This window comes from Pseudomonas azerbaijanorientalis (assembly GCF_019139795.1).
In the GTDB taxonomy this organism is placed as follows: domain Bacteria; phylum Pseudomonadota; class Gammaproteobacteria; order Pseudomonadales; family Pseudomonadaceae; genus Aquipseudomonas; species Aquipseudomonas laurylsulfatiphila.
In genome coordinates, this window is record NZ_CP077078.1 from 1,829,763 (window position 1) to 1,850,283 (window position 20,521).

The window sequence follows — 20,521 nt, forward strand, 5'->3', positions numbered from 1 at the left end:
GGGCTTGCTCGCGAAGGCGTCTTCCCATTCGATATTTATGTCGACTGACACGCCACCTTCGCGAGCAAGCCCGCTCCCACATTGTGTACGGCGTTATTTCTTCAGGTGTTGCTTGAGCTCTTCAGACGCCTGCAACATCGCCGAGCGCACCGCCGGCACCTGGCTCACCACGTTGAGCAAACCGTAGTCGTGGATCATGCCGTTGTAGCGCACCGAGGTCACCGGTACTCCGGCTTCATCGAGTTTGCGGGCGTAGGCTTCGCCTTCGTCGCGCAACACGTCAGCACCGGCGGTCTGTACCAGCGCTGGCGGCAAGCCTTTCAACTGGGCGGTGGTTGCGCGCAGAGGCGAGGCGTAGATCTCGTTACGCTGGTTGGCGTCGGTGGTGTAGTTGTCCCAGAACCACTTCATCGCATTTCTGGTGAGGAAGTGCCCTTCGGCAAACTGGTTGTAGGAGTCGGTTTCGAAGTTGGCATCCGTCACCGGCCACAGCAACACCTGGAACTTGATCGCCGGGGTTCCCTTGTCCTTGGCCATCAGTGCAACCACGGCCGCCATGTTGCCGCCGACACTGTTGCCGGCTACCGCCAGGCGCTTGCCATCGACGTTGATCTCCTTACCGTGCTCGGCCACCCATTTTGTCGCGGCGTAAGCCTGGTTGATCGCCACCGGGTAATGGGCTTCCGGCGACGGCGTGTAGTTCACGAACACCGCCGCTGCCCCAGAACCGGTCACCAGGTCACGCACCAGCCGCTCGTGGGTCGGGAAGTCCCCCAGTACCCAGCCACCGCCGTGGAAGAACATGAACACCGGCAGTTCACCCTTGACTCCGGCCGGCCGGACTATGGTCAGGTTCAGCGGTTGGCCATCGACTTGAATGGTCTTCTGGCTGACATCGGCTTTTGGCAGTGTCAGTTTCACCCCGGCCTGCGCGCCCGTCAGCACGGCGCGGGCGTCTTTCGGGCTGAGTTGTTCAAGTGGTTTGCCGGTACCGGCATTCAGCACATCGAGGAACGCCTGGGTGTTGTGTTCAACCCCATCACTTGCGAACGCACCGTTGATCGACAGAGCGAGAAGGGTACCGGTCAAGACTTTGCTGAAAGTGTTCATGTTCGTTTCCTGTTCGGGCCTGAGTAGTCAGCGCTTAGACGGTTACGTGCAGGCGCACATCGACGTTGCCACGGGTGGCATTGGAGTACGGGCAGACCTGGTGGGCGGCGTCGACCAGTGTCTGGGCATCGGCTTGTTCAAGACCTGGCAGGCTGATGTGCAGGTCGATGTCCAGGCCGAAACCGCCAGGGATCTGGCCGATGCCGACATGGGCGGTGATCGACGCGTCGCTCGGGATGCTGCGCTTGGTCTGGCTGGCGACGAATTTCAGGGCGCCGATGAAGCAGGCGGAATAGCCGGCGGCGAACAGTTGCTCAGGGTTGGTGGCTGCGCCGCCGGCACCGCCGAGTTCTTTCGGCGTGGCGAGTTTGACGTCGAGGATGTTGTCGCTGGAAACCGCACGACCGTCACGGCCACCGGTGGAAGTTGCGATTGCGGTGTAGAGAGTTTGCATGGTGAAAGCCTCGTTCAGGGGTTGAGTTGTTTGCGCTAAATGTTTGCGCGCTAAGTAAGTACGAAGTAAATGTATAGCGCTAATGTTTAGTGCGCAAGATAAAAAACAAAATAAATTTGCCAGGGCCGACGAGCGGTTAAGCAGGATTGGCTGAAACTATTGAGTTAGAGCGGATTGAGGTTTTACAGGCGACTTTTTTTGGGGGGGGCGGCGGGTTCTATAGCACCGCACAAAAGCAGTGTGGGAGCGGGCTTGCTCGCGAAGGCGGTGTGTCATTCGAAATTTACGTCGACTGACACACCGCCTTCGCGAGCAAGCCCGCTCCCACAGGGGATTTGTGGTGGTTTGAAGGCTAAAGGCTGTCTTGCAGGTGGCGACGCAGCTCTTGCAGCTCCGCTTGCAGGTTTTGCAGGCGCTCCAGTGTCATCCCGCTGGCGCCGAGGATGCATTGGGGAATATCACGCGCCTTGTCGCGCAACGCCCGACCCTGTTCGGTGAGCTCGACGATCACCACGCGTTCATCTTCGCGGCTGCGGGTTCGGCTGAGCAGGCCTTCGGCTTCCAGGCGCTTGAGCAGCGGCGTCAAGGATCCAGGGTCGGTCAGCAATCGCGTGCTGATTTCGCCTACCGTCAAACCATCCCTTTCCCACAACACCATCATCGCCAGGTATTGCGGGTAGGTCAGGCCCAGCGCTTGCAGCAAGGGCTTGTAGACCTTGGTCATCATCAGCGAAGTGGAGTGCAGGGCGAAGCAGGCCTGATTATCCAGTAGCAGGTTGTCGCAGTTGTCCGGGGTGTTGCGCTCGGTGCTCATGTCGAAGCCTTGATCTGTGATCATTGGAATCTAGCGGGCGAATCTTTAATGCGCCAGATAATTTTGATCAGTGCCGTTGCAAATGGGTTTGCAACAGCAGATCCCAGGGCGGAACCGGGCTGAAGCGGGTTTTCAGGTACTCCAGCAACAAGCGGCTACGGGGGTTGGGTTGTTGTTCCAGGCGCAAGGCATAGATGCCGGTGTTTTCCGGTTTCGGCAGACCGCTGTCGCAGAACAGCGGCAGCAACTCACCCCGTAACAGGTACTCGCTGGCCAGCCAGGTCGGCAGGTGCGCGATACCCAATCCGGCCAATGCGCCGCATACCAGCGCCTCGGCATTGTTGGCGCTCATGCGCACCCGTGCCGGCCGATGCAACTGCATGTGCCCGTCCCGTTCGAAACGCCAGGCGAAGGGCGGGGCCAGACCATCCCAATCGAGTCCGTCGTGTTCATTCAGCTGTGATGGATCGCTCGGCACGCCGCGTCGTCGCAAATAGTCAGGGCTGGCGCAGGCAATACGCACCATGCTCGCCAGTGGCGTGGCCACCAGCCGGGTGTCGGCCAATTGCCCGGCGCGCAGCACCAGATCGACCTTGCCGAGGTTCTGGCCCTGCATGTCGACGAAACTGTCGATCAGATGCAGTTGCACATCGAGTCCCGGATAGAGCATGAGGAAGTCGGCAATCACCGGTGCCAGGTGCCGGCGCCCAAAGGCTGCTGGCGCATCGATACGAATCAGGCCTTCCGGCGCGCTGCTCAAGGACACGGCCTCGGCCCGGGCCAGGCGCAACTCGGCGACGATCCGCCGTGCTCGCTCGGCGAAGGCCAATCCTGCCGGGGTAGCGCGCACCGCATGCGTGCTGCGGATGAACAGCTGACTGCCGACCGCGTTTTCCAGGCTGTCGATACGCCGTGCCACGGCCGAAGGGGTCATCGGATGACGGCGCGAGGCGGCGGAAAAACTGCCGGTTTCCAGTACATCGAGGAATAAAGCCAGTTGGTCGGTCAATTGGTTGGGATTCATGGCAAGTCTGTGCTTGTGCGAATTTGGCACAGCCATTGTGCGTCGCTGTGCGTTTCCGTGCCATAAGCAACTGCGTAGGATCAATGGCGTGATGTGAGGAGAAATTGGCCGTGATTGAGTTTCTGATGTACCTGGTATTCGGTGCCTTACTGGGCACGCTTGGCGGTTTGTTCGGAATCGGCGGTGGCCTGATTGCCATTCCGCTATTGGGCGTGCTGTTCGGGCTCGATCAGCAGATTGCCCAAGGCACGGCATTGGTGATGGTCGTGCCGAACGTGATGCTGGCGCTGTGGCGCTACCATCAGCGCAACCGGATCGAGCGGCAACACGCGTTACCGTTGGCCATCATGGGGTTCTGCTTCGCCTGGCTCGGATCGATCTGGGCGGTGGGCATCGATGCGCGAACCATGCGCATAGGTTTTGTCGCGTTTCTGATCGCACTGTCGGCGTACAACTTCGTTCGCATGTTCGCCTCCCGCACCACGGCGGCGTCACAGATGAACTACTCATGGCCCTGGCTGGGCGTGCTTGGCGCTGCATCCGGCACAATGGGTGGGTTGTTCGGCGTGGGGGGCGCGGTGGTGGCGACACCGGTGTTGACCAGTCTGTTCGGTACCAGTCAGGTGGTTGCGCAGGGGTTATCGTTAGCGCTGGCCTTGCCGAGCACGGGGGTGACGCTGCTGACTTATGCCGTGCACCATCAGGTCAACTGGGGGATCGGCTTACCGTTGGCGGTCGGGGGGTTGATGAGCATCAGTTGGGGTGTGAAGGTTGCCCACGCCTTGCCGGAGCGGCTGCTGCGCGGGCTGTTTTGCGGGTTCCTGGTGTTCTGTGCAGTGACGCTCGCTTTTAAAGTTTGAAGCCATCAATGATGTGTTCGGCCAGGCACTCGGTGATCGGTGACGGGTTATGCAGGTTGCGCACGAGCATGATACTGGCCTCGGGCAGCAACGGCAGATCCTCGGCTTCACCCAGAATGCGCATGTCCGCGGTGATCAGGCTTTCAAGTTGCGCGGTCACTGCCAGGCCGGCGCTGACCACGGCCATGATCGCCGACAGGCTGTCGCTGTTGTACGCCACCCGGTAATCGCGCCCCCGGGCATCCAGGGCATTGCACGCCCACTGGCGGCAGAAGCAATCGCTGTTGAACATCGCCAGCGGCAGCGGCGTCTGTTCGTGGGCGCTGTAGCATTGCGCCTCGGCCCAGACAAAACGTTCCTTGCGCAACAACTGACCGATTTCGCTGCCCGGTTCGCGGGTCACGATGGACAGGTCCAGGTCCTGGCGCATCAACAGCTGTTTCGATGATTCGCAGTGCACTTCGATCTGGATCAGCGGATAGGACTGGGCAAACCGGCGCAGGATCCCCGGGAGAAACCGCATCACATAATCGTCCGGCGTACCGATGCGCACCATGCCGACCATGTCGGGTTCACGCAGGGTATTGAAGACCTCGCTGTGCAGCTTGAGGATCCGTCGCGCATAGCCCAGCAGCACCTGGCCTTCGGCCGTCAGCCGCACCTGCCGTCCGTCGCGCTGGAACAGCTGACGCTGCAGCACATCTTCTTCCAGTCGTTTCATCTGCATGCTGACGGCTGACTGGGTGCGGTTGACCATTTCGCCGGCGCGGGTAAAGCCGCCCTGGTCGGCGATGGCGACGAAGGTGCGCAGCACTTCGGTATCGATACTCGGGTAGGCCGACATCCATCAATCTCCGAGATATGTGACATCAGAAACATTCGTTGGATTGATCTTAGACCCGGCGCGAGACTGGAGCCATCCAAACGGAGGGCAACAAGATGAAAGGTCAACATGAGTTCCACGGTGCGGAAAAACACTCGATTCACCTGATATCCGATCTGCTGCACAAGGTCGGCCGCTGGTACGAACTGCATCGCGAGCGCGAACTGCTGGCGAGCTTGAGCGACGAAGCACTCAAGGACATCGGCATGAGTCGTGCGGATGTGGAGAACGAGTCGATCAAACCGTTCTGGAGCGACCCGATGCATAAATGACCCGATCAATAAATGATGAATGCCACGCTACACAAACCCCTTACCGGTGAGGTAGGTTGCGAGCAGACAAGGAGATGCCCATGCCCGCAACATTGTCCTTTACCCTCAAACAGGCTCGGCGTCTGGCGCTGGCCGCCCAAGGGTTCAACGGGCGGCAATCGCCAGCGGCGATCAAGGCAGTTGCGCTCAACCGACTGATCGAACGGCTGGGCATTTTGCAGATCGACTCGGTCAATGCAGTGGTGCGCTCGCACTACCTTCCGCTGTTTTCCCGCCTTGGCCATTACTCCTCCGACTTGCTCGACCAGGCTGCCTGGAGCCAGGGCCGGCGTCGAACACTTTTTGAGTATTGGGGCCATGAAGCCTCGTTGTTACCGCTTTCCCTATACCCGCTGATGCGTTGGCGCATGCAGCGAGCGAGCCGTGGCGAAGACATCTATCAGCAATTGGCGCGTTTTGGGCGTGAGCAGCAAGACACGATTCGTCGCGTGCTGGCATCGGTCGAGCAGCAGGGCGCGCTGGGTGCCGCAAGCCTGTCGACCCGTCAGGAGCGTGCCGGGCCCTGGTGGGACTGGAGTGCGGAAAAGCATGCGCTGGAATGGTTGTTCGCTGCCGGTGAAGTGACCGTTGCCGGACGGCGCGGGTTCGAAAGGCTCTACGATTTGCCGGAACGGGTAATTCCCTCGGCGGTTCTTGCGCAGCCGATTCTGGATGAAGATGACGCCCAGCGCGGCCTGTTACGGCATGCGGCAACGGCCCTGGGTGTCGGTACGGAGAAGGATTTGCGTGACTATTTCCGCCTGAACCCTGCGGACAGTCGTCCACGTTTGGCCGAGTTGGTCGAGGCCGGTCAATTGCTGATCTGCGAAGTCCAGGGCTGGCGACAACCGGCCTATTGTCTGCCTGAGCCGAAGGTGCCGCGCAAAGTCGCGGCCAGTGCCTTGCTCTCGCCGTTCGATTCGCTGATCTGGGAGCGCAGCCGCACGGAGCGGCTGTTTGATTTCCGTTATCGGCTGGAAATCTACACGCCGCAGGACAAGCGCGTTTACGGCTATTACGTGCTGCCGTTTCTGCACAACGAACGGATTGCCGCACGGGTCGATCTGCGTGCCGAGCGGGCGGCGGGTCGTTTGGCTGTGCATGCGGTGAATGAAGAAGAAACGGGGCTGGATGACGAGGGGATGTTGGCGTTGGCGGTCAATCTGCGGCAGATGGCGGATTGGCTGGGGCTGGCGCAGGTTCAGTTGAACTGCCCGCGGGCGAGTGCGGCAAGGTTGCGGGTGGCATTGGCACAGATTGATGGTGACTGAACTGGCCCCTTCGCGAGCAAGCCCGCTCCCACATTGGTTCTGTGTCGTTCACAAATCAAGTGTGGGAGCGGGCTTGCTCGCGAAGGCGTCTTGTCAGGCAGCCAATAACTAGCGCCGAACCTGCTTCAGGGTTTCAGCAATCAAAAACGCCAGTTCCAGCGACTGATCGGCATTCATCCGCGGGTCGCAATGGGTGTGGTAGCGATCCGACAAACCGTCCTCGGTAATGGGCCGCGCACCACCGATGCACTCGGTAACGTTCTGCCCGGTCATTTCGATATGGATACCACCGGCATAACTGCCTTCGGCTTCGTGCACCTGGAAGAACTGCTTCACCTCGCCAAGGATCTGCGCGAAGTCGCGGGTCTTGTAGCCGCTGCTGGCCTTGATGGTGTTGCCGTGCATCGGGTCGGAACTCCACAGCACCTGCTTGCCTTCACGCTGGACGGCACGGATCAGTTGCGGCAAGTGATCGCCGACCTTGTTCGCGCCCATCCGTGCGATCAGGTTCAAGCGGCCGGGATCGTTGTCCGGGTTGAGCACGTCGATCAGGCGAATCAGGTCGTCGGGGTTCATGCTCGGGCCGACCTTGACCCCGATCGGGTTGTTCACCCCGCGCAGGAATTCGACGTGGGCGCCGTCGAGCTGGCGGGTGCGGTCGCCGATCCACAGCATGTGCGCCGAGCAATCGTAGTAATCGTTGGTCAGGCTGTCGCGCCGCACGAAAGCTTCTTCGTAGTTCAGCAGCAGCGCTTCGTGGGCGGTGAAGAAACTGGTCTCGCGCAGCTGCGGCGAACTGTCCATGCCGCAGGCGCGCATGAACGCCAGGGTTTCATCGATGCGATCGGCCAGGTGGCTGTATTTTTCCGCCAGTGCCGAGTTGGCGATGAAGTCCAGGTTCCACTTGTGCACCTGATGCAGATCGGCAAACCCGCCCTGGGCGAACGCGCGCAGCAGGTTCAGCGTGGCGGTGGACTGGTGATACGACTGCAACAGGCGCTCGGGGTCCGGCACGCGGCTTTTTTCGTCGAAACCGATGCCATTGACGATGTCGCCACGGTAGGCGGGCAGCGTCACGCCATCGATGGTTTCGTCGTTGGCCGAACGCGGCTTGGCGAACTGCCCGGCCATGCGCCCGACCTTGACCACCGGACAGCCGGCGGCAAAAGTCATCACGATGGCCATCTGCAGCAACACCTTGAAGGTGTCACGGATTTTCGCCGCGGAGAATTCGGCGAAGCTTTCGGCGCAGTCGCCACCCTGCAACAGAAACGCGCGGCCCTGGGTCACCTCGGCAAACTGACGGCGCAACTCACGGGCTTCACCGGCAAACACCAGCGGCGGATAGCTGGCCAGGGTCTGCTCGACCTGCTGCAAATGCGCGGCGTCGGGGTATCGGGGTTGTTGCTGGATCGGCAGGGCGCGCCAGCTGTCAGGACTCCAGGGTTGGCTCATCACGGTCTCTAGTGTTTTCGCTCGGACGTCCATGTTATCAGCAAATTAGTGCGTGACCTGTTCCCGTCGCATCGCTGACAATCTCGCCTTTGCCGCTCTCTACACGCGGTGTTATTGCGTTGCCGGCCCCGGTGACGGTCAGGAGATGAAATGACTGAGGAACGCGTCGAGCATCTGCTCGCCGAGGTACAGGACGAGTTCGGTGTGATTCGTGTGCTGGAAGTGGCCGATTACCGTTTTCTCGAGTTCGGTGATGCCATCGAGCAAAGCTGCGTGTTCACCGCCGATCCGAGCTGGCTCGAGTACGACTATACCCGGGCGATGCTGATCGGCGCGTTGTGCCATGAACTGCCCGAAAGCGCACTGTTTCTCGGTCTTGGCGCCGGTACGCTGACCCAGGCCTGCCTCAAGTTCCTGCCGCTGGAAGATGTCGAAGCCATCGAGCTGCGCCCGGACGTGCCGCGCCTGGCCATTGAATATCTGGGGCTGGATGACGATCCACGCCTGTACATCCGCGTTGGCGATGCGCTGGAGTTGCTGGATAGCGCAGAATCGGCGGACCTGATTTTCGTCGACCTTTATACCGATGTCGGCCCGGGTGTCGGGCATCTGGCCTGGAGTTTCCTGGAAAACTGCCAGAAACGATTGAATCCGGGTGGCTGGCTGGTGATCAATCAGTGGGCTACCGACGATGGCAAACCCTTGGGCGCCGCCTTGTTGCGCGGTTTGTATCACCGGCACTATTGGGAGCTGCCGGTGAAGGAGGGCAACGTGATCCTGATCGTGCCTTCTGAGCTGGATCAGGAGCTGGACATGGACGGCCTGGTCGCCCGCGCCGAAACGCTGGCGCCGCGGCTGGGGTATTCGTTGCAGTCGTTGATCAAGGCGATTCGCCCGGCAACCTGAGGCACACTGATCCCCCTGTAGGAGCTGCCGAAGGCTGCGATCTTTTGATTTTGCTTTTCAAGATCAAAAGATCGCAGCCTTCGGCAGCTCCTACACGGATTTTCAGCAGCCTTTGAAAACACCGGGCCGCCGCTCCACCATCGACTGCACACCTTCCTTGACGTCCTCGCTCGCCATCAACTTCTTCACCAGCAGCGGCAACGCCTGTGCCGCTGCGGTTTCCCCTTCGTAGCGGGCCTGTCGCGCAGACATCAATGTCGCTTGAACGCCGAGCGGCGCCTGACGGGCGATCCGCTCGGCCAGTTCAATCGCCCGGGGCAGCAAGTCCTCGCTGGCCATGACCTCTTGCACCAGACCCAGGTGCAAGGCGTCACGGGCGTCGAACTCATCCCCGGTCAACAACCAGCGCATGGCATTGCCCCAGCCGGCCACTTGATGCAGGCGCAGGGTGGCACCGCCGAACGGGAAGATCCCGCGTTGCACTTCCATCTGCGCGAACCGGGTGTTGCTGGCGCACAGGTTGATGTCGGCGGCCAGCATCAGCTCGATGCCGATGGTCAGGCAATAACCCTGGGCGGCGATAATGACCGGTTTGCTGACCCTGGGACCGGCGAACACCGCCCAGGGATCACAGCCGCCGGGCGGAACCTGCCAGCCATCTGCGAGTGTGACGCTGGCATTGACCAGGTCGAGCCCGGCGGTAAAGTGCTCGCCATGAGCGAACACCACCGCCACCCGCGCTTCGCTGTCGGCCTCGAATTCGCCATAGGCCAGGCTCAGCGCATTGAGCAGGTCGAGATCGAAGGCGTTGCGCTTGGCCACCCGATCCAGGCCGATCAGGAACACATGGCCGCGCCGTTCACGGCTGACTCGACTGGAGCTGGACTGATTCATGGAGCGGTCCTCGGGGGTGGGAAAGGCGTGCGGGGACCTGCGGTCTGCACGGTAAAGGGTGAACCGTTTTAGCGCCATCACCCGCAAGGCCGGGCCTTTGAAAAATAGACGGCTGACCGATTATTCGCAAAGCCTGTGACACAACGGTGTATCCGGTGGATTTCCGATAAAAAAAGCTCCCTTTTTTGACGAATTCCGGTATAGTGCGCGCCGGCCTTTAACCGGGCCGCGTTTAGGTAGCGCAATTCCCCGAAGCCAGCTTCGGCTGCACGTCCGCCCAGCGGACTCTTCCTTTACGATTCTTTTCATTCATTCGTTTTCGCAAATCCCCGCCGACAAAGCTGCCAGGGCGACTCTTGAGTCTCAACACGGCATGTGCAGCTTTGGAGCATGGGTCTTTGCGGATGCACTTAGAGGCAGACCCATGACCCAGGAAATCGGCGGCTTCGCCGCTCTTGAACTTCATCCAAATATTGTCGCTGCAGTAGTCGCTACCGGCTATGAAGAGCCTTCGGCCATTCAGCAGCAGTCGATCCCGATCATTCTCGCCGGTCACGATATGATTGGTCAGGCGCAAACCGGTACCGGTAAAACCGCTGCCTTTGCCCTGCCAATTCTGCACCGCATTGATCCGTCCAAGCGCGAGCCGCAAGCTCTGATCCTGGCCCCAACTCGTGAGTTGGCGCTACAAGTTGCAACCGCTTTCGAAACCTACGCCAAGCAAATGCCGGGCGTGACTGTTGTGGCTGTCTACGGCGGCGCGCCGATGGGCCCACAACTGAAAGCAATCCGTAATGGCGCACAAATCGTTGTCGCCACTCCGGGCCGTCTGTGCGACCACCTGCGTCGCGACGAAAAAGTACTGGCGACCGTGAACCACCTGGTTCTCGACGAAGCCGACGAAATGCTCAAGCTGGGCTTCATGGACGACCTGGAAGTCATCTTCAAGGCCATGCCGGAAACCCGTCAGACCGTACTGTTCTCGGCAACCCTGCCTCAGTCGATCCGTGCAATCGCCGAACGCCACCTGCGCGATCCGAAGCACGTCAAGATTCAGAGCAAGACCCAGACCGTTACCGCGATCGAGCAGGCTCACCTGCTGGTTCACGCTGACCAGAAGACTTCGGCCGTTCTCAGCTTGCTGGAAGTGGAAGATTTCGACGCCCTGATCATGTTCGTGCGCACCAAGCAAGCGACCCTGGACCTGGCCAGTGCCCTGGAAGCCAAAGGCTACAAAGCCGCTGCGCTGAACGGTGACATCGCCCAGAACCAGCGTGAGCGCGTGATCGACTCCCTCAAGGATGGCCGTCTGGACATCGTTGTGGCCACCGACGTTGCCGCTCGTGGCCTGGACGTTCCGCGCATCACTCACGTGTTCAACGTTGACATGCCGTACGATCCGGAGTCCTACGTTCACCGTATCGGCCGTACCGGCCGTGCCGGTCGCGAAGGTCGTGCACTGCTGCTGGTGACTCCGCGTGAGCGCCGCATGCTGCAAGTGATCGAGCGTGTAACCGGTCAGAAGGTTGCTGAAGTTCGCCTGCCGGACGCTCAAGCCGTTCTGGATGCGCGCATCAAGAAACTGACCAACAGCCTGTCGCCGCTGGTGGCCGAGGCCGAATCGACTCACGGTGATCTGCTCGATCGCCTGACCGCCGACATCGGTTGCAGCCCGCGTGCCCTGGCCGCAGCCCTGTTGCGCAAGGCAACCAACGGTCAAGCGTTGAACCTGGCCGCTATCGAGAAAGAGCGTCCACTGGTGCCGAACAATGCACCGCGTGGCGATCGTCCAGAGCGTTCCGGTGATCGTCCTGAGCGTGGCGACCGCGAGCGTCGTGCTCCGATGCCGCTGGGCGAAGGCCGTGCACGTTGCCGTACCGCGCTGGGCGCGCGTGACGGTATCGCCGCCAAGAACCTGCTGGGCGCCATCCTCAACGAAGGTGGTCTGGCGCGTGAAGCGATCGGTCGCATCCAGGTGCGTGACAGCTTCAGCCTCGTCGAGCTGCCGGAAGATGGTCTGGAGAAGTTGCTGACCAAGCTGAAGGACACTCGCGTTGCCGGCAAGCAGTTGAAGCTGCGTCGCTACCGCGAAGATTGATCCGCTCTCGGGCTGATTGATCGAACATGAAAAATCCCCGACTGGTTCGGGGATTTTTTTTACCTGTAAAAAGATCGCAGCCTGCGGCAGCTCCTACATGGGATCGCATTCCTCCATAGGAGCTGCCGAAGGCTGCGATCTTTTGCTTTATTGGTTAGCCGAAACGATAGATGTCCATGCCCAGTGCGCCCATGGTGAACCCCTGATGGGCAATGCTGAACGGCCCGCCGGCGGCGCGGGCAAAGTACAGCGGCAACAGGTGTTCGTCGCTGGGGTGGTTGCGCACGGCATGCGGTGCCTGCGCGCGATAGTCATGCAGTGCGGCTTCGTCGTTCGCTTCGAGCTTCTCGATCATCCAGTCGCGAAACGCCAGCGCCCAGGGCTCAACGCTCTCAGGGCCGGCGTGCCAGTCCAGCTCCCGCAGGTTGTGAGTGATGCTGCCGGAGCCGATCAGCAGGACGCCGTGCTCGCGCAGGCTGGCCAGCGCATGGCCAACGCGGGTCTGTAGAGCGGGGCCGGCCCGGGTGGGCAGCGAAACCTGGACAATCGGAATGTCGGCTTGTGGGTACATCAGCGATAAAGGCACCCAGACGCCATGGTCGAAAGGCCGATTGTTGTCGATGCGCGCAGGAAAGCCAGCGGTTTTCAGTAGCTCGGTAACCTCTGCGGCGAGTCGCGGGTCGCCGGGTGCCGGGTACTGGACCTCGAACAGGGCTTTGGGGAATCCACCGAAGTCATGCCAGGTTTCAGGCTGCGGATTGCCGCTGACCAGCAGCTCATTGCTTTCCCAGTGCGCAGACACAATCACGATGGCTTTGGGCCTGGGTATCTCGGCGGCCAGGCGGGCCAGTGCCGGCCCGCTGGCACCGGGTTCCAGGGCGAGCATGGGAGAGCCGTGGGATATGTACAGACTGGGGAACATGAATGAGCTCCTGAGAGTTAAGATGCAACATCTTCAGTCAGATCATTAATCTAAATCTAATATAAGTTTTAGGGTGTTTTGATCGAATTTTCGGGGTTATTTATGCAGCCGGAGTTTTGGCACAAGAAATGGGCGGCGAATCAGATCGGCTTTCACCTGCCGCAGGTGAACCCTTATCTGAAGCGGTTCTGGCCAGCGTTAAGCCTTGAAGAGGGGGCGCGCGTGTTGGTGCCGTTATGTGGTAAAAGCCTGGATTTGCTTTGGCTCGCCCATCAAGGCCATGAGGTCCTGGGAGTCGAACTGTCGGAAAAAGCCATCGAGGAGTTTTTCAGCGAGCATGGCTTTGATCCGGCCGTCAGTGAGCAGGGGCCGTTCAAGGTCTATCGGGCAGGTTCCATCGAGCTTTGGTGCGGCAATTTCTTTGAGCTGACGGCCGGTGACACGGCTGATTGCTCCGCGCTCTATGATCGCGCCGCGTTGATTGCGTTGCCGGCGAAGATGCGTGAGCAATATGCGGCGCACCTGAATCGGATTCTGCCGAAAGAGTGTCGCGGATTATTGATCACGCTGGACTATGACCAGGTACAGATGGACGGACCGCCGTTTGCCGTGCTCGATGATGAGGTGCAGCGATTGTTGGGCGCGTCATGGTCGCTGAAGGTTCTGGAGGATCAGGACGTACTGAGTGAGAGCGGGAAGTTCCTGGAGGCGGGTGTGACGCGACTTGAGGAGCGGGTGTATAGGGTTTCCAGTCGATAATATCCAGGTGTTAGCACCGGCCTCTTCGTCGGAACGCCGCCCGGAGCAAGCCCGCTCCCACATGGGATTGGGCCAGTCATAAGGTTTTGGTTTAACCTGGTCAACTGTGGGAGCGGGCTTGCCCGCGAAGAGGCCCTGAAACACACCGAAGTGTTCAAGCAGACAAAAAAAGGCCCGCATCGCTGCGGGCCTTTTGCTTTGCTGTGGAGTGTATTAGCCGCGGCGACGAGCCAGGGCGTCGATACGCTCTTCCAGTGGCGGGTGGCTCATGAACATGCGAGCGAACCCTTGCTTGATGCCACCATTGATGCCGAAGGCGTTCAGGGTGTCGGGCATGTGCACAGGCAGGCCTTGTTCCGCCCGCAGACGCTGCAGGGCGCCAATCATTGCGGCGGTGCCGGCCAGGTTTGCACCGGCTTCGTCGGCACGGAATTCGCGCTTGCGCGAGAACCACATGACGATGGCGCTGGCCAGGATGCCCAGAACCAGTTCGGCGAAGATGGTCGCCACGTAGTAGGCAATGCCCTGGCCTTCTTCGTTCTTGAAGATCACTTTGTCGACGAAATTGCCGATGATCCGGGCGAAGAACATCACGAAGGTGTTCACCACGCCCTGGATCAGCGCCAGGGTAACCATGTCGCCATTGGCCACGTGGCCGATTTCGTGGGCCAGGACGGCTTTCACTTCATCGGGCGAAAAGCGCTCGAGCAAGCCCTGGCTCACGGCGACCAGTGCGTCGTTCTTGTTCCAGCCGGTGGCGAAGGCGTTCGCCTCGTAGGCGGGGAAAATACCGACTTCGGGCATCTTGATCCCGGCTTCGCGGGACAGTTGCTCGACGGTTTGCAGCAGCCATTGCTCGTGACGGGTGCGTGGCTGGGTGATGATCTGGGTGCTGGTGCTCATCTTCGCCATCCACTTGGAGATGAACAGCGAGAACAGTGAACCGGCGAAACCAAAGACCGCACAGAAAATCAGCAGCTGATTGAGGTTGAGGTCAACCCCATTGGCCGCCATGAACCCGTTGAAGCCGAAAAGGCTCAGGGTGATGCTGGCAATCAGCACGACCGCCAGGTTAGTGGCCAAGAACAGCAGGATGCGCATCATGGTTGTAGAAATCTCCTCATGCTAAAGATGTAGCGTACTGCGGGGTATATAAGGTGCTGCACCGGGGTATTCAACCGGGTGACTATTTCAAACTGTGTCCTACGGCAATAGTTTAGCTGCTTGCAGGGCATTTCCGACGCGAGTGCAGGAAGTGTTTGTCAGTCAATTCATGTCGAACGCCCCGCCTTTGTTAGGCGCGAGCAGGCACGGCGTTGTTCGGCAGCGGGCAAAACGACTGCCAGTGACGCAATGCAAACAAATGTTGCCGGATGAAAATTACCGTGCGACGCGCAGGCGTGTCGCACGGTGGAGGGCACTTACTGGCGGTAGGACTTGAGGAAGCCGCCGATGCGTCCGATGGCCATCTCCAGGTCATCGACACGTGGCAGGGTTACGACGCGGAAGTGGTCTGGCCATGGCCAGTTGAATGCGGTGCCTTGAACCACCAGCAGCTTTTCGGAGAGCAGCAGGTCGAGGACGAATTTCTCGTCGTTGTGGATCGGGCAGACTTTCGGGTCGATGCGCGGGAATGCGTACAGCGCGCCCATCGGCTTGACGCAGCTCACGCCCGGAATGTCGTTGAGCAACTCCCAGGTGCGGTTGCGCTGTTCGAGCAGGCGACCTTGCGGCAGCACCAGGTCATTGATGCTCTGGTAGCCACCCAGGGCGGTCTGGATCGCATGCTGGCTCGGCACGTTGGCGCACAGGCGCATGTTCGCCAGCATGTCGATGCCTTCGATATAGCTCTGGGCGTGGTGTTTCGGACCGGAAATGGCGATCCAGCCGGAACGGAAACCGGCCACGCGATAGGACTTGGACAGACCGTTGAAGGTCAGGCAGAGCAAGTCTGGCGCCAGGGAGGCGGTGCAGATGTGCACGGCATCGTCGTAGAGGATCTTGTCGTAGATTTCGTCGGAGAACACCACCAGGTTGTGCTGGCGGGCCAGTTCCAGCATGCCCAGCAGCACTTCCTTCGAATACACGGCGCCGGTCGGGTTGTTCGGGTTGATGATCACCAGGGCCTTGGTGTTCGGGGTGATCTTGGCCTTGATGTCGGCCAGGTCCGGCCACCAGTTGGCTTGCTCGTCGCACAGGTAGTGCACCGGATTGCCGCCGGACAGGCTCACGGCGGCGGTCCATAGCGGGTAGTCAGGCGCAGGCACCAGTACTTCGTCGCCATTGTTGAGCAGGGCCTGCATCGACATCACGATCAGTTCGGAAACGCCATTGCCCAGGTAGATGTCTTCAATGCCGACGCCTTCTACCTGCTTTTGCTGGTAATACTGCATCACGGCCTTGCGCGCACTGAACAGGCCCTTGGAGTCGCTATAGCCCTGGGCGGTCGGCAGGTTGCGGATCACGTCCTGGAGGATTTCATCCGGCGCTTCGAAACCAAAAGGCGCCGGGTTGCCGATGTTCAGCTTGAGGATGCGATGGCCTTCCTCTTCCAGGCGCTTGGCGTGCTTGAGCACCGGGCCGCGAATGTCGTAGCAGACGTTGGCGAGCTTGTTCGATTTGCTGACCTGCATGGCGATGTGTTCCCGAAAATGAACGATCCAGACGGCGCTTGGACAGCCGTGCTGGGAATCCTGCGTATTCACACAGGCCTGACGCCTTGAAATGCAGCACCCATATTTCCGTTTGAATGCGCGTGGTCTGGCTGCCAGACTGGCGTTTGACGAGGCGCAATCATACGTGCCGCCCGATCCGTGGAAAAGGTACAGATCGGGCTTTTTCAGCCGCTGAGGTGTGATGATGGAAAAGTTGGAAAAAACCCTGGAAGAATGGAAGGCGATGCTCGATCCAGAGCAGTACAACGTGTGCCGCCTCAAAGGCACCGAACGTCCGTTTTCCGGTAAATACAACGCCACCAAAACCGACGGTGTCTACCGCTGCATCTGCTGTAGCGAACCGCTGTTCGACTCCAGGACCAAATTCGATTCCGGCTGCGGCTGGCCGAGTTTCTACGCGCCGATCGGCGACAGCGCCATGACCGAGATTCGTGATGTCAGCCACGGCATGATCCGCACCGAAGTGGTCTGCGCCAAATGCGACGCGCACCTGGGGCATGTTTTCCCTGATGGCCCACCGCCGACCGGCCTGCGTTATTGCATTAACTCGGTGTGCCTGGACCTGGTGCCCCGCGAATAAGTCCCCGAAGCGATCCGATGATCGCTTTCCGGATATTTAAATTGCACGCAATTCAATTGCTCGCTACTTTGTTGTCTCTTCCATTCACTCGGAACCTCAAACATGAGCGACAACCTGCTGAGCATCCCTTGCACCACGATCAAGGGAGAGCAAAAGACCCTGGCGGATTTCGCCGGCAAGGCCGTGCTGGTGGTCAACACGGCCAGCAAGTGCGGTTTCACTCCGCAATACAAAGGCCTGGAAGAGTTGTGGCAGACCTACAAGGACCAGGGCCTGGTGGTGCTCGGTTTTCCCTGCAACCAGTTCGGCAAGCAAGAGCCGGGCAATGAAGGGGCGATCTCCGAATTCTGCGAGCTGAACTTCGGTGTCAGCTTCCCGCTGTTCAAAAAGATCGAAGTCAACGGCGCCGGCGCCCATCCCTTGTTCGTGCAGTTGAAAAAGCGCGCTCCGGGTGTGCTGGGTTCCCAGGGCATCAAGTGGAACTTCACCAAGTTCCTGATCGGCAAGGACGGGCAACTGGTCAAGCGCTTCGCCCCGGCGACCAAGCCGCAGGACCTGACCCGCGAGATTGAAGCCCTGCTCAAATGAACACCTTGTCCGTCGATTCCCTGAAGCTCGACAGCCAGCTGTGTTTCAAGCTGTACGCAGCTTCCCGTGCGGTCATTCGCGCCTACAAGCCAATGCTCGATCAGTTGGGCCTGACTTACCCTCAGTACCTGGCGATGCTGGTGCTGTGGGAGTGGCAGGAAGCAGCCCCCGAGCAACCGACCGTGAAGGCATTGGGGGAGCGTCTGGCCCTGGATTCCGGCACGCTGACACCCTTGCTCAAGCGCCTCGAACAAATGCATCTGGTGCAGCGTCAGCGTTCGGCGCGCGATGAGCGTGAAGTGCACCTGAGCCTGTCGCCAGCCGGAACGGCCTTGCGCGATCAGGTCGGGCCACTCAAGGCGCGGTTGTTGTGCGACAGTGGGGTCGACCTGAATCGTCTCAACGACTTGCGCGATGGTCTCGACCACCTGTTGGGACAGATCAGGGCGCTGTCGTAGCGGGGATCCACAAGTCCAGCAGGGCGGCCAGTTCTTCGCGCCGGAAGGGTTTGGCCAGGTAGTCGCTCATGCCCGCGGCACGACAGCGTTCGCGCTCCTCCGACATGGCGTTGGCCGTCAGGGCGACGATGGGCAGTTGGGGCCAGCGTCCGCTGCGGCGGATTTGCCGGCTGGCTTCATAGCCATCCATCACCGGCATGTTGCAGTCCATCAGCACCAGGTCGAACTCCCGTTGTTCGAGTTGATCCAGAGCCTCGGCACCATGAGCCGCGGTGGTGACCTCGCAGCCGAGCTTGCCGAGCATGCCCTTGGCCACCAACTGGTTCACCGGATTGTCTTCCACCAGCAGCACGCGCCCACGGCGTAGCGGGCATTGCGTTTCGAGCCGGACATCGTTGATCGGCTGGGGTTGTGGCTGCAGGATCCGCCGCAAGCTCTGATACAGCGTATTGCGAGCCAGGGGACGGGCCTGTTGTTGCAGAGGGGCGAGGGCGTTTACCTCTTCGCTGGGCATGAAATTGCCATACGCGGTGATCAACAGGATCGGCGCACTGAGGGCTGGGCGCAAACTGAACAGGCATTCGGGGCAGTCGGTGATGAGCACGTCGGCTGCCAGGCCAAGCAGTGAGTCATCCATGGAACGCCGTTCATAGTCCAGCCCCCAGCCAGGCAACAGGCTGTTCAACAGTTCGCCGAGCCCGCTGCTGGCGGCCGTGATGGCGACGACTTTGCCATTGAGCGAGGCAGCAGGCATTGCGCGGGTATGGCTGGGTAATGGCAGATCCGCGCAGAACTGACTGCCAAATCCCGCTTCGGAGCTGATCGTCAGGCGCCCTTGCATGGCTTCGCAAAGGTTGCAGGTCAGCGCCAGGCCCAGCCCGGTGCCACCAAATTGGCGGGTAATACCGGCTCCGGCCTGGGTGAAAGGCTGGAAGATCCTGGCCTGGGCTTCCTGAGGGATGCCGATGCCGGTGTCGCACACTTCGATTCTGACGCCGTCCCCGAACGTTGACAGGCGTACGTCGACACGCCCGAAACGGGTGAACTTGAGGGCGTTGGACAGCAGGTTACTGACGATCTGCCGCACCCGGGTCGGATCGCCGAGCACCAGAGTCGGGAAATACGGATCGATCAGGCAGGTCAGTTCGACGCTGGGGGCGGCGTTCTGCGACAACAGGTTGGCGGTATCCTCGATCAGTGAGCCGAGGTCGAAGGGGATGTGTTCGAGTTCGAGTTGACCGGCATCGAACTTCGACAAATCGAGGATATCGTTGAGCAGTTCCACCAGTACCTTGCCCGAGTCATGGGCGATCGACAGCTGTTGCTGTTGTTCGGCATTCAGCGGTCCGTCCAGGGACAGCGCGATCATGCCGAGCAAGCCATTGAGGGGCGTGCGTATTTCATGGCTCATGTTGGCCAGGAACACCGAGCGGGCTTCGGCCATGTCGAGGGCGGTACTGCGTGCGGCTTCCAGTTCCTCGTTGGATTGGCTCAGCCGGGCGTTGATCGCCTTGAGTTCGGCGGTGCGGGCCGAGACGATGTTTTCCAGTTGGCCAAGATATTCGGTCAGGCGGTTTTCCGCGTTGCGCCGCTGCCGGATTTCGGTGGCGATGTTTTTGAATTGCTGGTTGGCAACCTTGACCAGTACACCAATCTCATCGTTGGCGTGCCCGGCGGGACACTCCAGCGACGTCGGTTCGGTGTTGCCCGGGTCGCGACCGCTGAGTTCACGGATCACCCGCACCAGGGGTTTGGTCAGCATCACATAGAACAGCGCCAGCAGGATGCCGGACAGCAGCAGGCTGCGGGCGAAGCCATTGATCAGGGTCACTTCGGCCCGGCGCAGGAACCGGTTGCCGAAGGCGTAGGTATCGACCTTCAGCCGCAGCGTACCCAGGGATTCGTTGGGTAAATTATCCAGGTAAAGCCGGTCTTCGAACTGTCGGCTGGCACCGAACAGGAAGTCACTGAACATCCGGTAGCCGTTTTGCACCTCGGGTCGCTTGGAGTTCGCCAGCACGGTGCCGTTGTTGTCGGTCAGTTTCGCGCCGATGATCGCCGGCGAGCGCAGCAGGCCCTGGGTGAGTTCCTTGGCGAGTTCGGCGTCGATGTTGTAGGCGATTCGCGAGGCCGGGTTGTGGCTGATTTCCAGTAATGAAAGGATTTCACGATTGATGGAGGCGTCTTCACTGGCATAATCGATGCCTATTTGCAGCAGGCTGAGCAGCGTGCCCAGAATGAAACCGACCAGCACGGTAAGCCGGGCTTGCTTGAATGACAGCCGGTTGGTGAATTTGATGTCCATGGGGGGGTGAACCACTTCCGTTTCCTTTCGCTGCTCAAGCATAGTCGATCATGCCTGCCTGTTGATGTTCTCGCGAGGCCTGTACTGCGGGGGCAGCCGCTTGTGTGACGCTGTGTTTGGTCGCTGTATCACCATCATTACTGTGAACGTGCCC

20 protein-coding genes are annotated in these 20,521 nt (G+C 60.2%); 9 read left to right on the forward strand and 11 right to left on the reverse strand.

The window, feature by feature from the left end; translation table 11 throughout:
- Positions 1 to 93: 93 nt before the first annotated feature.
- The 4 genes from KSS91_RS08060 to KSS91_RS08075 all read right to left on the reverse strand — a co-directional run bounded on the left by KSS91_RS08060 (position 94) and on the right by KSS91_RS08075 (position 3,402).
- Positions 94 to 1,110 (reverse strand): alpha/beta hydrolase, encoded by a 1,017-nt coding sequence (locus KSS91_RS08060; protein ID WP_217837549.1) that lies wholly within the window; start codon positions 1,108 to 1,110, stop codon positions 94 to 96.
- A gap of 34 nt (positions 1,111 to 1,144) precedes the next feature.
- Positions 1,145 to 1,564 carry an organic hydroperoxide resistance protein gene (locus KSS91_RS08065; protein WP_095966403.1) on the reverse strand — a complete coding sequence of 140 codons (420 nt, stop codon included), beginning with the start codon at positions 1,562 to 1,564 and terminating at the stop codon, positions 1,145 to 1,147.
- A 352-nt stretch (positions 1,565 to 1,916) separates the two neighbouring features.
- Entirely contained in the window at positions 1,917 to 2,378 is a 462-nt protein-coding gene (locus KSS91_RS08070) for a MarR family winged helix-turn-helix transcriptional regulator (protein WP_217838373.1), read from the reverse strand.
- A gap of 67 nt (positions 2,379 to 2,445) precedes the next feature.
- Positions 2,446 to 3,402: a LysR family transcriptional regulator gene (locus KSS91_RS08075; protein ID WP_217837550.1), complete on the reverse strand. Its 957-nt coding sequence runs from the start codon at positions 3,400 to 3,402 to the stop codon at positions 2,446 to 2,448.
- Positions 3,403 to 3,527: 125 nt separating this feature from the next.
- Between KSS91_RS08075 and KSS91_RS08080 the strand changes: the two genes are divergently transcribed.
- Positions 3,528 to 4,262 (forward strand): sulfite exporter TauE/SafE family protein, encoded by a 735-nt coding sequence (locus tag KSS91_RS08080; protein ID WP_217838374.1) that lies wholly within the window; start codon positions 3,528 to 3,530, stop codon positions 4,260 to 4,262.
- Here KSS91_RS08080 and KSS91_RS08085 read toward each other — a convergent pair.
- Complete coding sequence (locus KSS91_RS08085) at positions 4,252 to 5,106, reverse strand: LysR substrate-binding domain-containing protein (RefSeq protein ID WP_116580071.1); 855 nt, start codon at positions 5,104 to 5,106, stop codon at positions 4,252 to 4,254. The genes KSS91_RS08080 and KSS91_RS08085 overlap by 11 nt on opposite strands.
- Positions 5,107 to 5,201: 95 nt before the next feature.
- On the opposite strand from KSS91_RS08085, the gene KSS91_RS08090 reads away from it, so the two are divergent.
- Positions 5,202 to 5,417, forward strand: a complete 216-nt coding sequence (locus KSS91_RS08090; RefSeq protein WP_007973532.1) for a DUF1127 domain-containing protein — start codon at positions 5,202 to 5,204, stop codon at positions 5,415 to 5,417.
- An 80-nt stretch (positions 5,418 to 5,497) separates the two neighbouring features.
- The gene (locus tag KSS91_RS08095) at positions 5,498 to 6,727 is read left to right on the forward strand and encodes a winged helix-turn-helix domain-containing protein (RefSeq protein WP_217837551.1); all 1,230 of its coding nucleotides are present in this window, start codon (positions 5,498 to 5,500) and stop codon (positions 6,725 to 6,727) included.
- 108 nt (positions 6,728 to 6,835) lie between these two features.
- On the opposite strand, the gene KSS91_RS08100 is transcribed toward KSS91_RS08095, so the two are convergent.
- Positions 6,836 to 8,182: a class II 3-deoxy-7-phosphoheptulonate synthase gene (locus KSS91_RS08100; RefSeq protein ID WP_007973530.1), complete on the reverse strand. Its 1,347-nt coding sequence runs from the start codon at positions 8,180 to 8,182 to the stop codon at positions 6,836 to 6,838.
- Between the two features lie 150 nt (positions 8,183 to 8,332).
- Here KSS91_RS08100 and KSS91_RS08105 point away from each other — a divergent pair, with 150 nt between their 5' ends.
- Positions 8,333 to 9,088 carry a spermidine synthase gene (locus KSS91_RS08105; protein WP_217837552.1) on the forward strand — a complete coding sequence of 252 codons (756 nt, stop codon included), beginning with the start codon at positions 8,333 to 8,335 and terminating at the stop codon, positions 9,086 to 9,088.
- Between the two features lie 102 nt (positions 9,089 to 9,190).
- Here KSS91_RS08105 and KSS91_RS08110 read toward each other — a convergent pair whose 3' ends face one another.
- Positions 9,191 to 9,982, reverse strand: a complete 792-nt coding sequence (locus KSS91_RS08110) for a crotonase/enoyl-CoA hydratase family protein (RefSeq protein ID WP_217837553.1) — start codon at positions 9,980 to 9,982, stop codon at positions 9,191 to 9,193.
- A gap of 424 nt (positions 9,983 to 10,406) precedes the next feature.
- On the opposite strand from KSS91_RS08110, the gene KSS91_RS08115 reads away from it, so the two are divergent.
- Positions 10,407 to 12,080: a DEAD/DEAH box helicase gene (locus KSS91_RS08115; RefSeq protein WP_007973525.1), complete on the forward strand. Its 1,674-nt coding sequence runs from the start codon at positions 10,407 to 10,409 to the stop codon at positions 12,078 to 12,080.
- A gap of 154 nt (positions 12,081 to 12,234) precedes the next feature.
- Here KSS91_RS08115 and KSS91_RS08120 read toward each other — a convergent pair whose 3' ends face one another.
- Complete coding sequence (locus KSS91_RS08120; RefSeq protein ID WP_217837554.1) at positions 12,235 to 13,002, reverse strand: DODA-type extradiol aromatic ring-opening family dioxygenase; 768 nt, start codon at positions 13,000 to 13,002, stop codon at positions 12,235 to 12,237.
- A 102-nt stretch (positions 13,003 to 13,104) separates the two neighbouring features.
- Here KSS91_RS08120 and KSS91_RS08125 point away from each other — a divergent pair, with 102 nt between their 5' ends.
- Positions 13,105 to 13,761 (forward strand): thiopurine S-methyltransferase, encoded by a 657-nt coding sequence (locus KSS91_RS08125; RefSeq protein ID WP_217837555.1) that lies wholly within the window; start codon positions 13,105 to 13,107, stop codon positions 13,759 to 13,761.
- 213 nt (positions 13,762 to 13,974) lie between these two features.
- Here the strand turns inward: KSS91_RS08125 and htpX are convergent, their stop codons facing one another.
- Together htpX and KSS91_RS08135 are read right to left on the reverse strand one after the other, a co-directional pair.
- Positions 13,975 to 14,865, reverse strand: coding sequence for a protease HtpX (gene htpX, locus KSS91_RS08130; protein ID WP_007973520.1), 891 nt, complete (start codon positions 14,863 to 14,865; stop codon positions 13,975 to 13,977).
- Between the two features lie 317 nt (positions 14,866 to 15,182).
- Positions 15,183 to 16,394, reverse strand: coding sequence for a pyridoxal phosphate-dependent aminotransferase (locus KSS91_RS08135; protein WP_007973513.1), 1,212 nt, complete (start codon positions 16,392 to 16,394; stop codon positions 15,183 to 15,185).
- A gap of 226 nt (positions 16,395 to 16,620) precedes the next feature.
- On the opposite strand from KSS91_RS08135, the gene msrB reads away from it, so the two are divergent.
- From msrB to KSS91_RS08150, 3 genes are all read left to right on the forward strand, one after another.
- Positions 16,621 to 17,016, forward strand: a complete 396-nt coding sequence (msrB, locus tag KSS91_RS08140; RefSeq protein ID WP_217837556.1) for a peptide-methionine (R)-S-oxide reductase MsrB — start codon at positions 16,621 to 16,623, stop codon at positions 17,014 to 17,016.
- A 102-nt stretch (positions 17,017 to 17,118) separates the two neighbouring features.
- Positions 17,119 to 17,604: a glutathione peroxidase gene (locus tag KSS91_RS08145; protein ID WP_008002671.1), complete on the forward strand. Its 486-nt coding sequence runs from the start codon at positions 17,119 to 17,121 to the stop codon at positions 17,602 to 17,604.
- Positions 17,601 to 18,062 carry a MarR family winged helix-turn-helix transcriptional regulator gene (locus KSS91_RS08150; RefSeq protein ID WP_015094046.1) on the forward strand — a complete coding sequence of 154 codons (462 nt, stop codon included), beginning with the start codon at positions 17,601 to 17,603 and terminating at the stop codon, positions 18,060 to 18,062. Before KSS91_RS08145 ends, KSS91_RS08150 begins: the two co-directional genes overlap by 4 nt.
- On the opposite strand, the gene KSS91_RS08155 is transcribed toward KSS91_RS08150, so the two are convergent.
- Positions 18,046 to 20,409, reverse strand: a complete 2,364-nt coding sequence (locus tag KSS91_RS08155; RefSeq protein WP_217837557.1) for a hybrid sensor histidine kinase/response regulator — start codon at positions 20,407 to 20,409, stop codon at positions 18,046 to 18,048. The genes KSS91_RS08150 and KSS91_RS08155 overlap by 17 nt on opposite strands.
- Positions 20,410 to 20,521: the final 112 nt, after the last annotated feature.

What these genes read in the sequence shown, in the direction of transcription:
- KSS91_RS08060 (WP_217837549.1), bottom strand. Translation starts at nt 1,110, where the DNA reads ATGAACACTTTCAGCAAAGTCTTGACCGGTACCCTTCTCGCTCTGTCG.
- KSS91_RS08065 (WP_095966403.1), bottom strand. Translation starts at nt 1,564, where the DNA reads ATGCAAACTCTCTACACCGCAATCGCAACTTCCACCGGTGGCCGTGAC.
- KSS91_RS08070 (WP_217838373.1), bottom strand. Translation starts at nt 2,378, where the DNA reads ATGAGCACCGAGCGCAACACCCCGGACAACTGCGACAACCTGCTACTG.
- KSS91_RS08075 (WP_217837550.1), bottom strand. Translation starts at nt 3,402, where the DNA reads ATGAATCCCAACCAATTGACCGACCAACTGGCTTTATTCCTCGATGTA.
- KSS91_RS08080 (WP_217838374.1), top strand. Translation starts at nt 3,528, where the DNA reads ATGTACCTGGTATTCGGTGCCTTACTGGGCACGCTTGGCGGTTTGTTC.
- KSS91_RS08085 (WP_116580071.1), bottom strand. Translation starts at nt 5,106, where the DNA reads ATGTCGGCCTACCCGAGTATCGATACCGAAGTGCTGCGCACCTTCGTC.
- KSS91_RS08090 (WP_007973532.1), top strand. Translation starts at nt 5,202, where the DNA reads ATGAAAGGTCAACATGAGTTCCACGGTGCGGAAAAACACTCGATTCAC.
- KSS91_RS08095 (WP_217837551.1), top strand. Translation starts at nt 5,498, where the DNA reads ATGCCCGCAACATTGTCCTTTACCCTCAAACAGGCTCGGCGTCTGGCG.
- KSS91_RS08100 (WP_007973530.1), bottom strand. Translation starts at nt 8,182, where the DNA reads ATGAGCCAACCCTGGAGTCCTGACAGCTGGCGCGCCCTGCCGATCCAG.
- KSS91_RS08105 (WP_217837552.1), top strand. Translation starts at nt 8,333, where the DNA reads ATGACTGAGGAACGCGTCGAGCATCTGCTCGCCGAGGTACAGGACGAG.
- KSS91_RS08110 (WP_217837553.1), bottom strand. Translation starts at nt 9,982, where the DNA reads ATGAATCAGTCCAGCTCCAGTCGAGTCAGCCGTGAACGGCGCGGCCAT.
- KSS91_RS08115 (WP_007973525.1), top strand. Translation starts at nt 10,407, where the DNA reads ATGACCCAGGAAATCGGCGGCTTCGCCGCTCTTGAACTTCATCCAAAT.
- KSS91_RS08120 (WP_217837554.1), bottom strand. Translation starts at nt 13,002, where the DNA reads ATGTTCCCCAGTCTGTACATATCCCACGGCTCTCCCATGCTCGCCCTG.
- KSS91_RS08125 (WP_217837555.1), top strand. Translation starts at nt 13,105, where the DNA reads ATGCAGCCGGAGTTTTGGCACAAGAAATGGGCGGCGAATCAGATCGGC.
- htpX (WP_007973520.1), bottom strand. Translation starts at nt 14,865, where the DNA reads ATGATGCGCATCCTGCTGTTCTTGGCCACTAACCTGGCGGTCGTGCTG.
- KSS91_RS08135 (WP_007973513.1), bottom strand. Translation starts at nt 16,394, where the DNA reads ATGCAGGTCAGCAAATCGAACAAGCTCGCCAACGTCTGCTACGACATT.
- msrB (WP_217837556.1), top strand. Translation starts at nt 16,621, where the DNA reads ATGGAAAAGTTGGAAAAAACCCTGGAAGAATGGAAGGCGATGCTCGAT.
- KSS91_RS08145 (WP_008002671.1), top strand. Translation starts at nt 17,119, where the DNA reads ATGAGCGACAACCTGCTGAGCATCCCTTGCACCACGATCAAGGGAGAG.
- KSS91_RS08150 (WP_015094046.1), top strand. Translation starts at nt 17,601, where the DNA reads ATGAACACCTTGTCCGTCGATTCCCTGAAGCTCGACAGCCAGCTGTGT.
- KSS91_RS08155 (WP_217837557.1), bottom strand. Translation starts at nt 20,409, where the DNA reads ATGCTTGAGCAGCGAAAGGAAACGGAAGTGGTTCACCCCCCCATGGAC.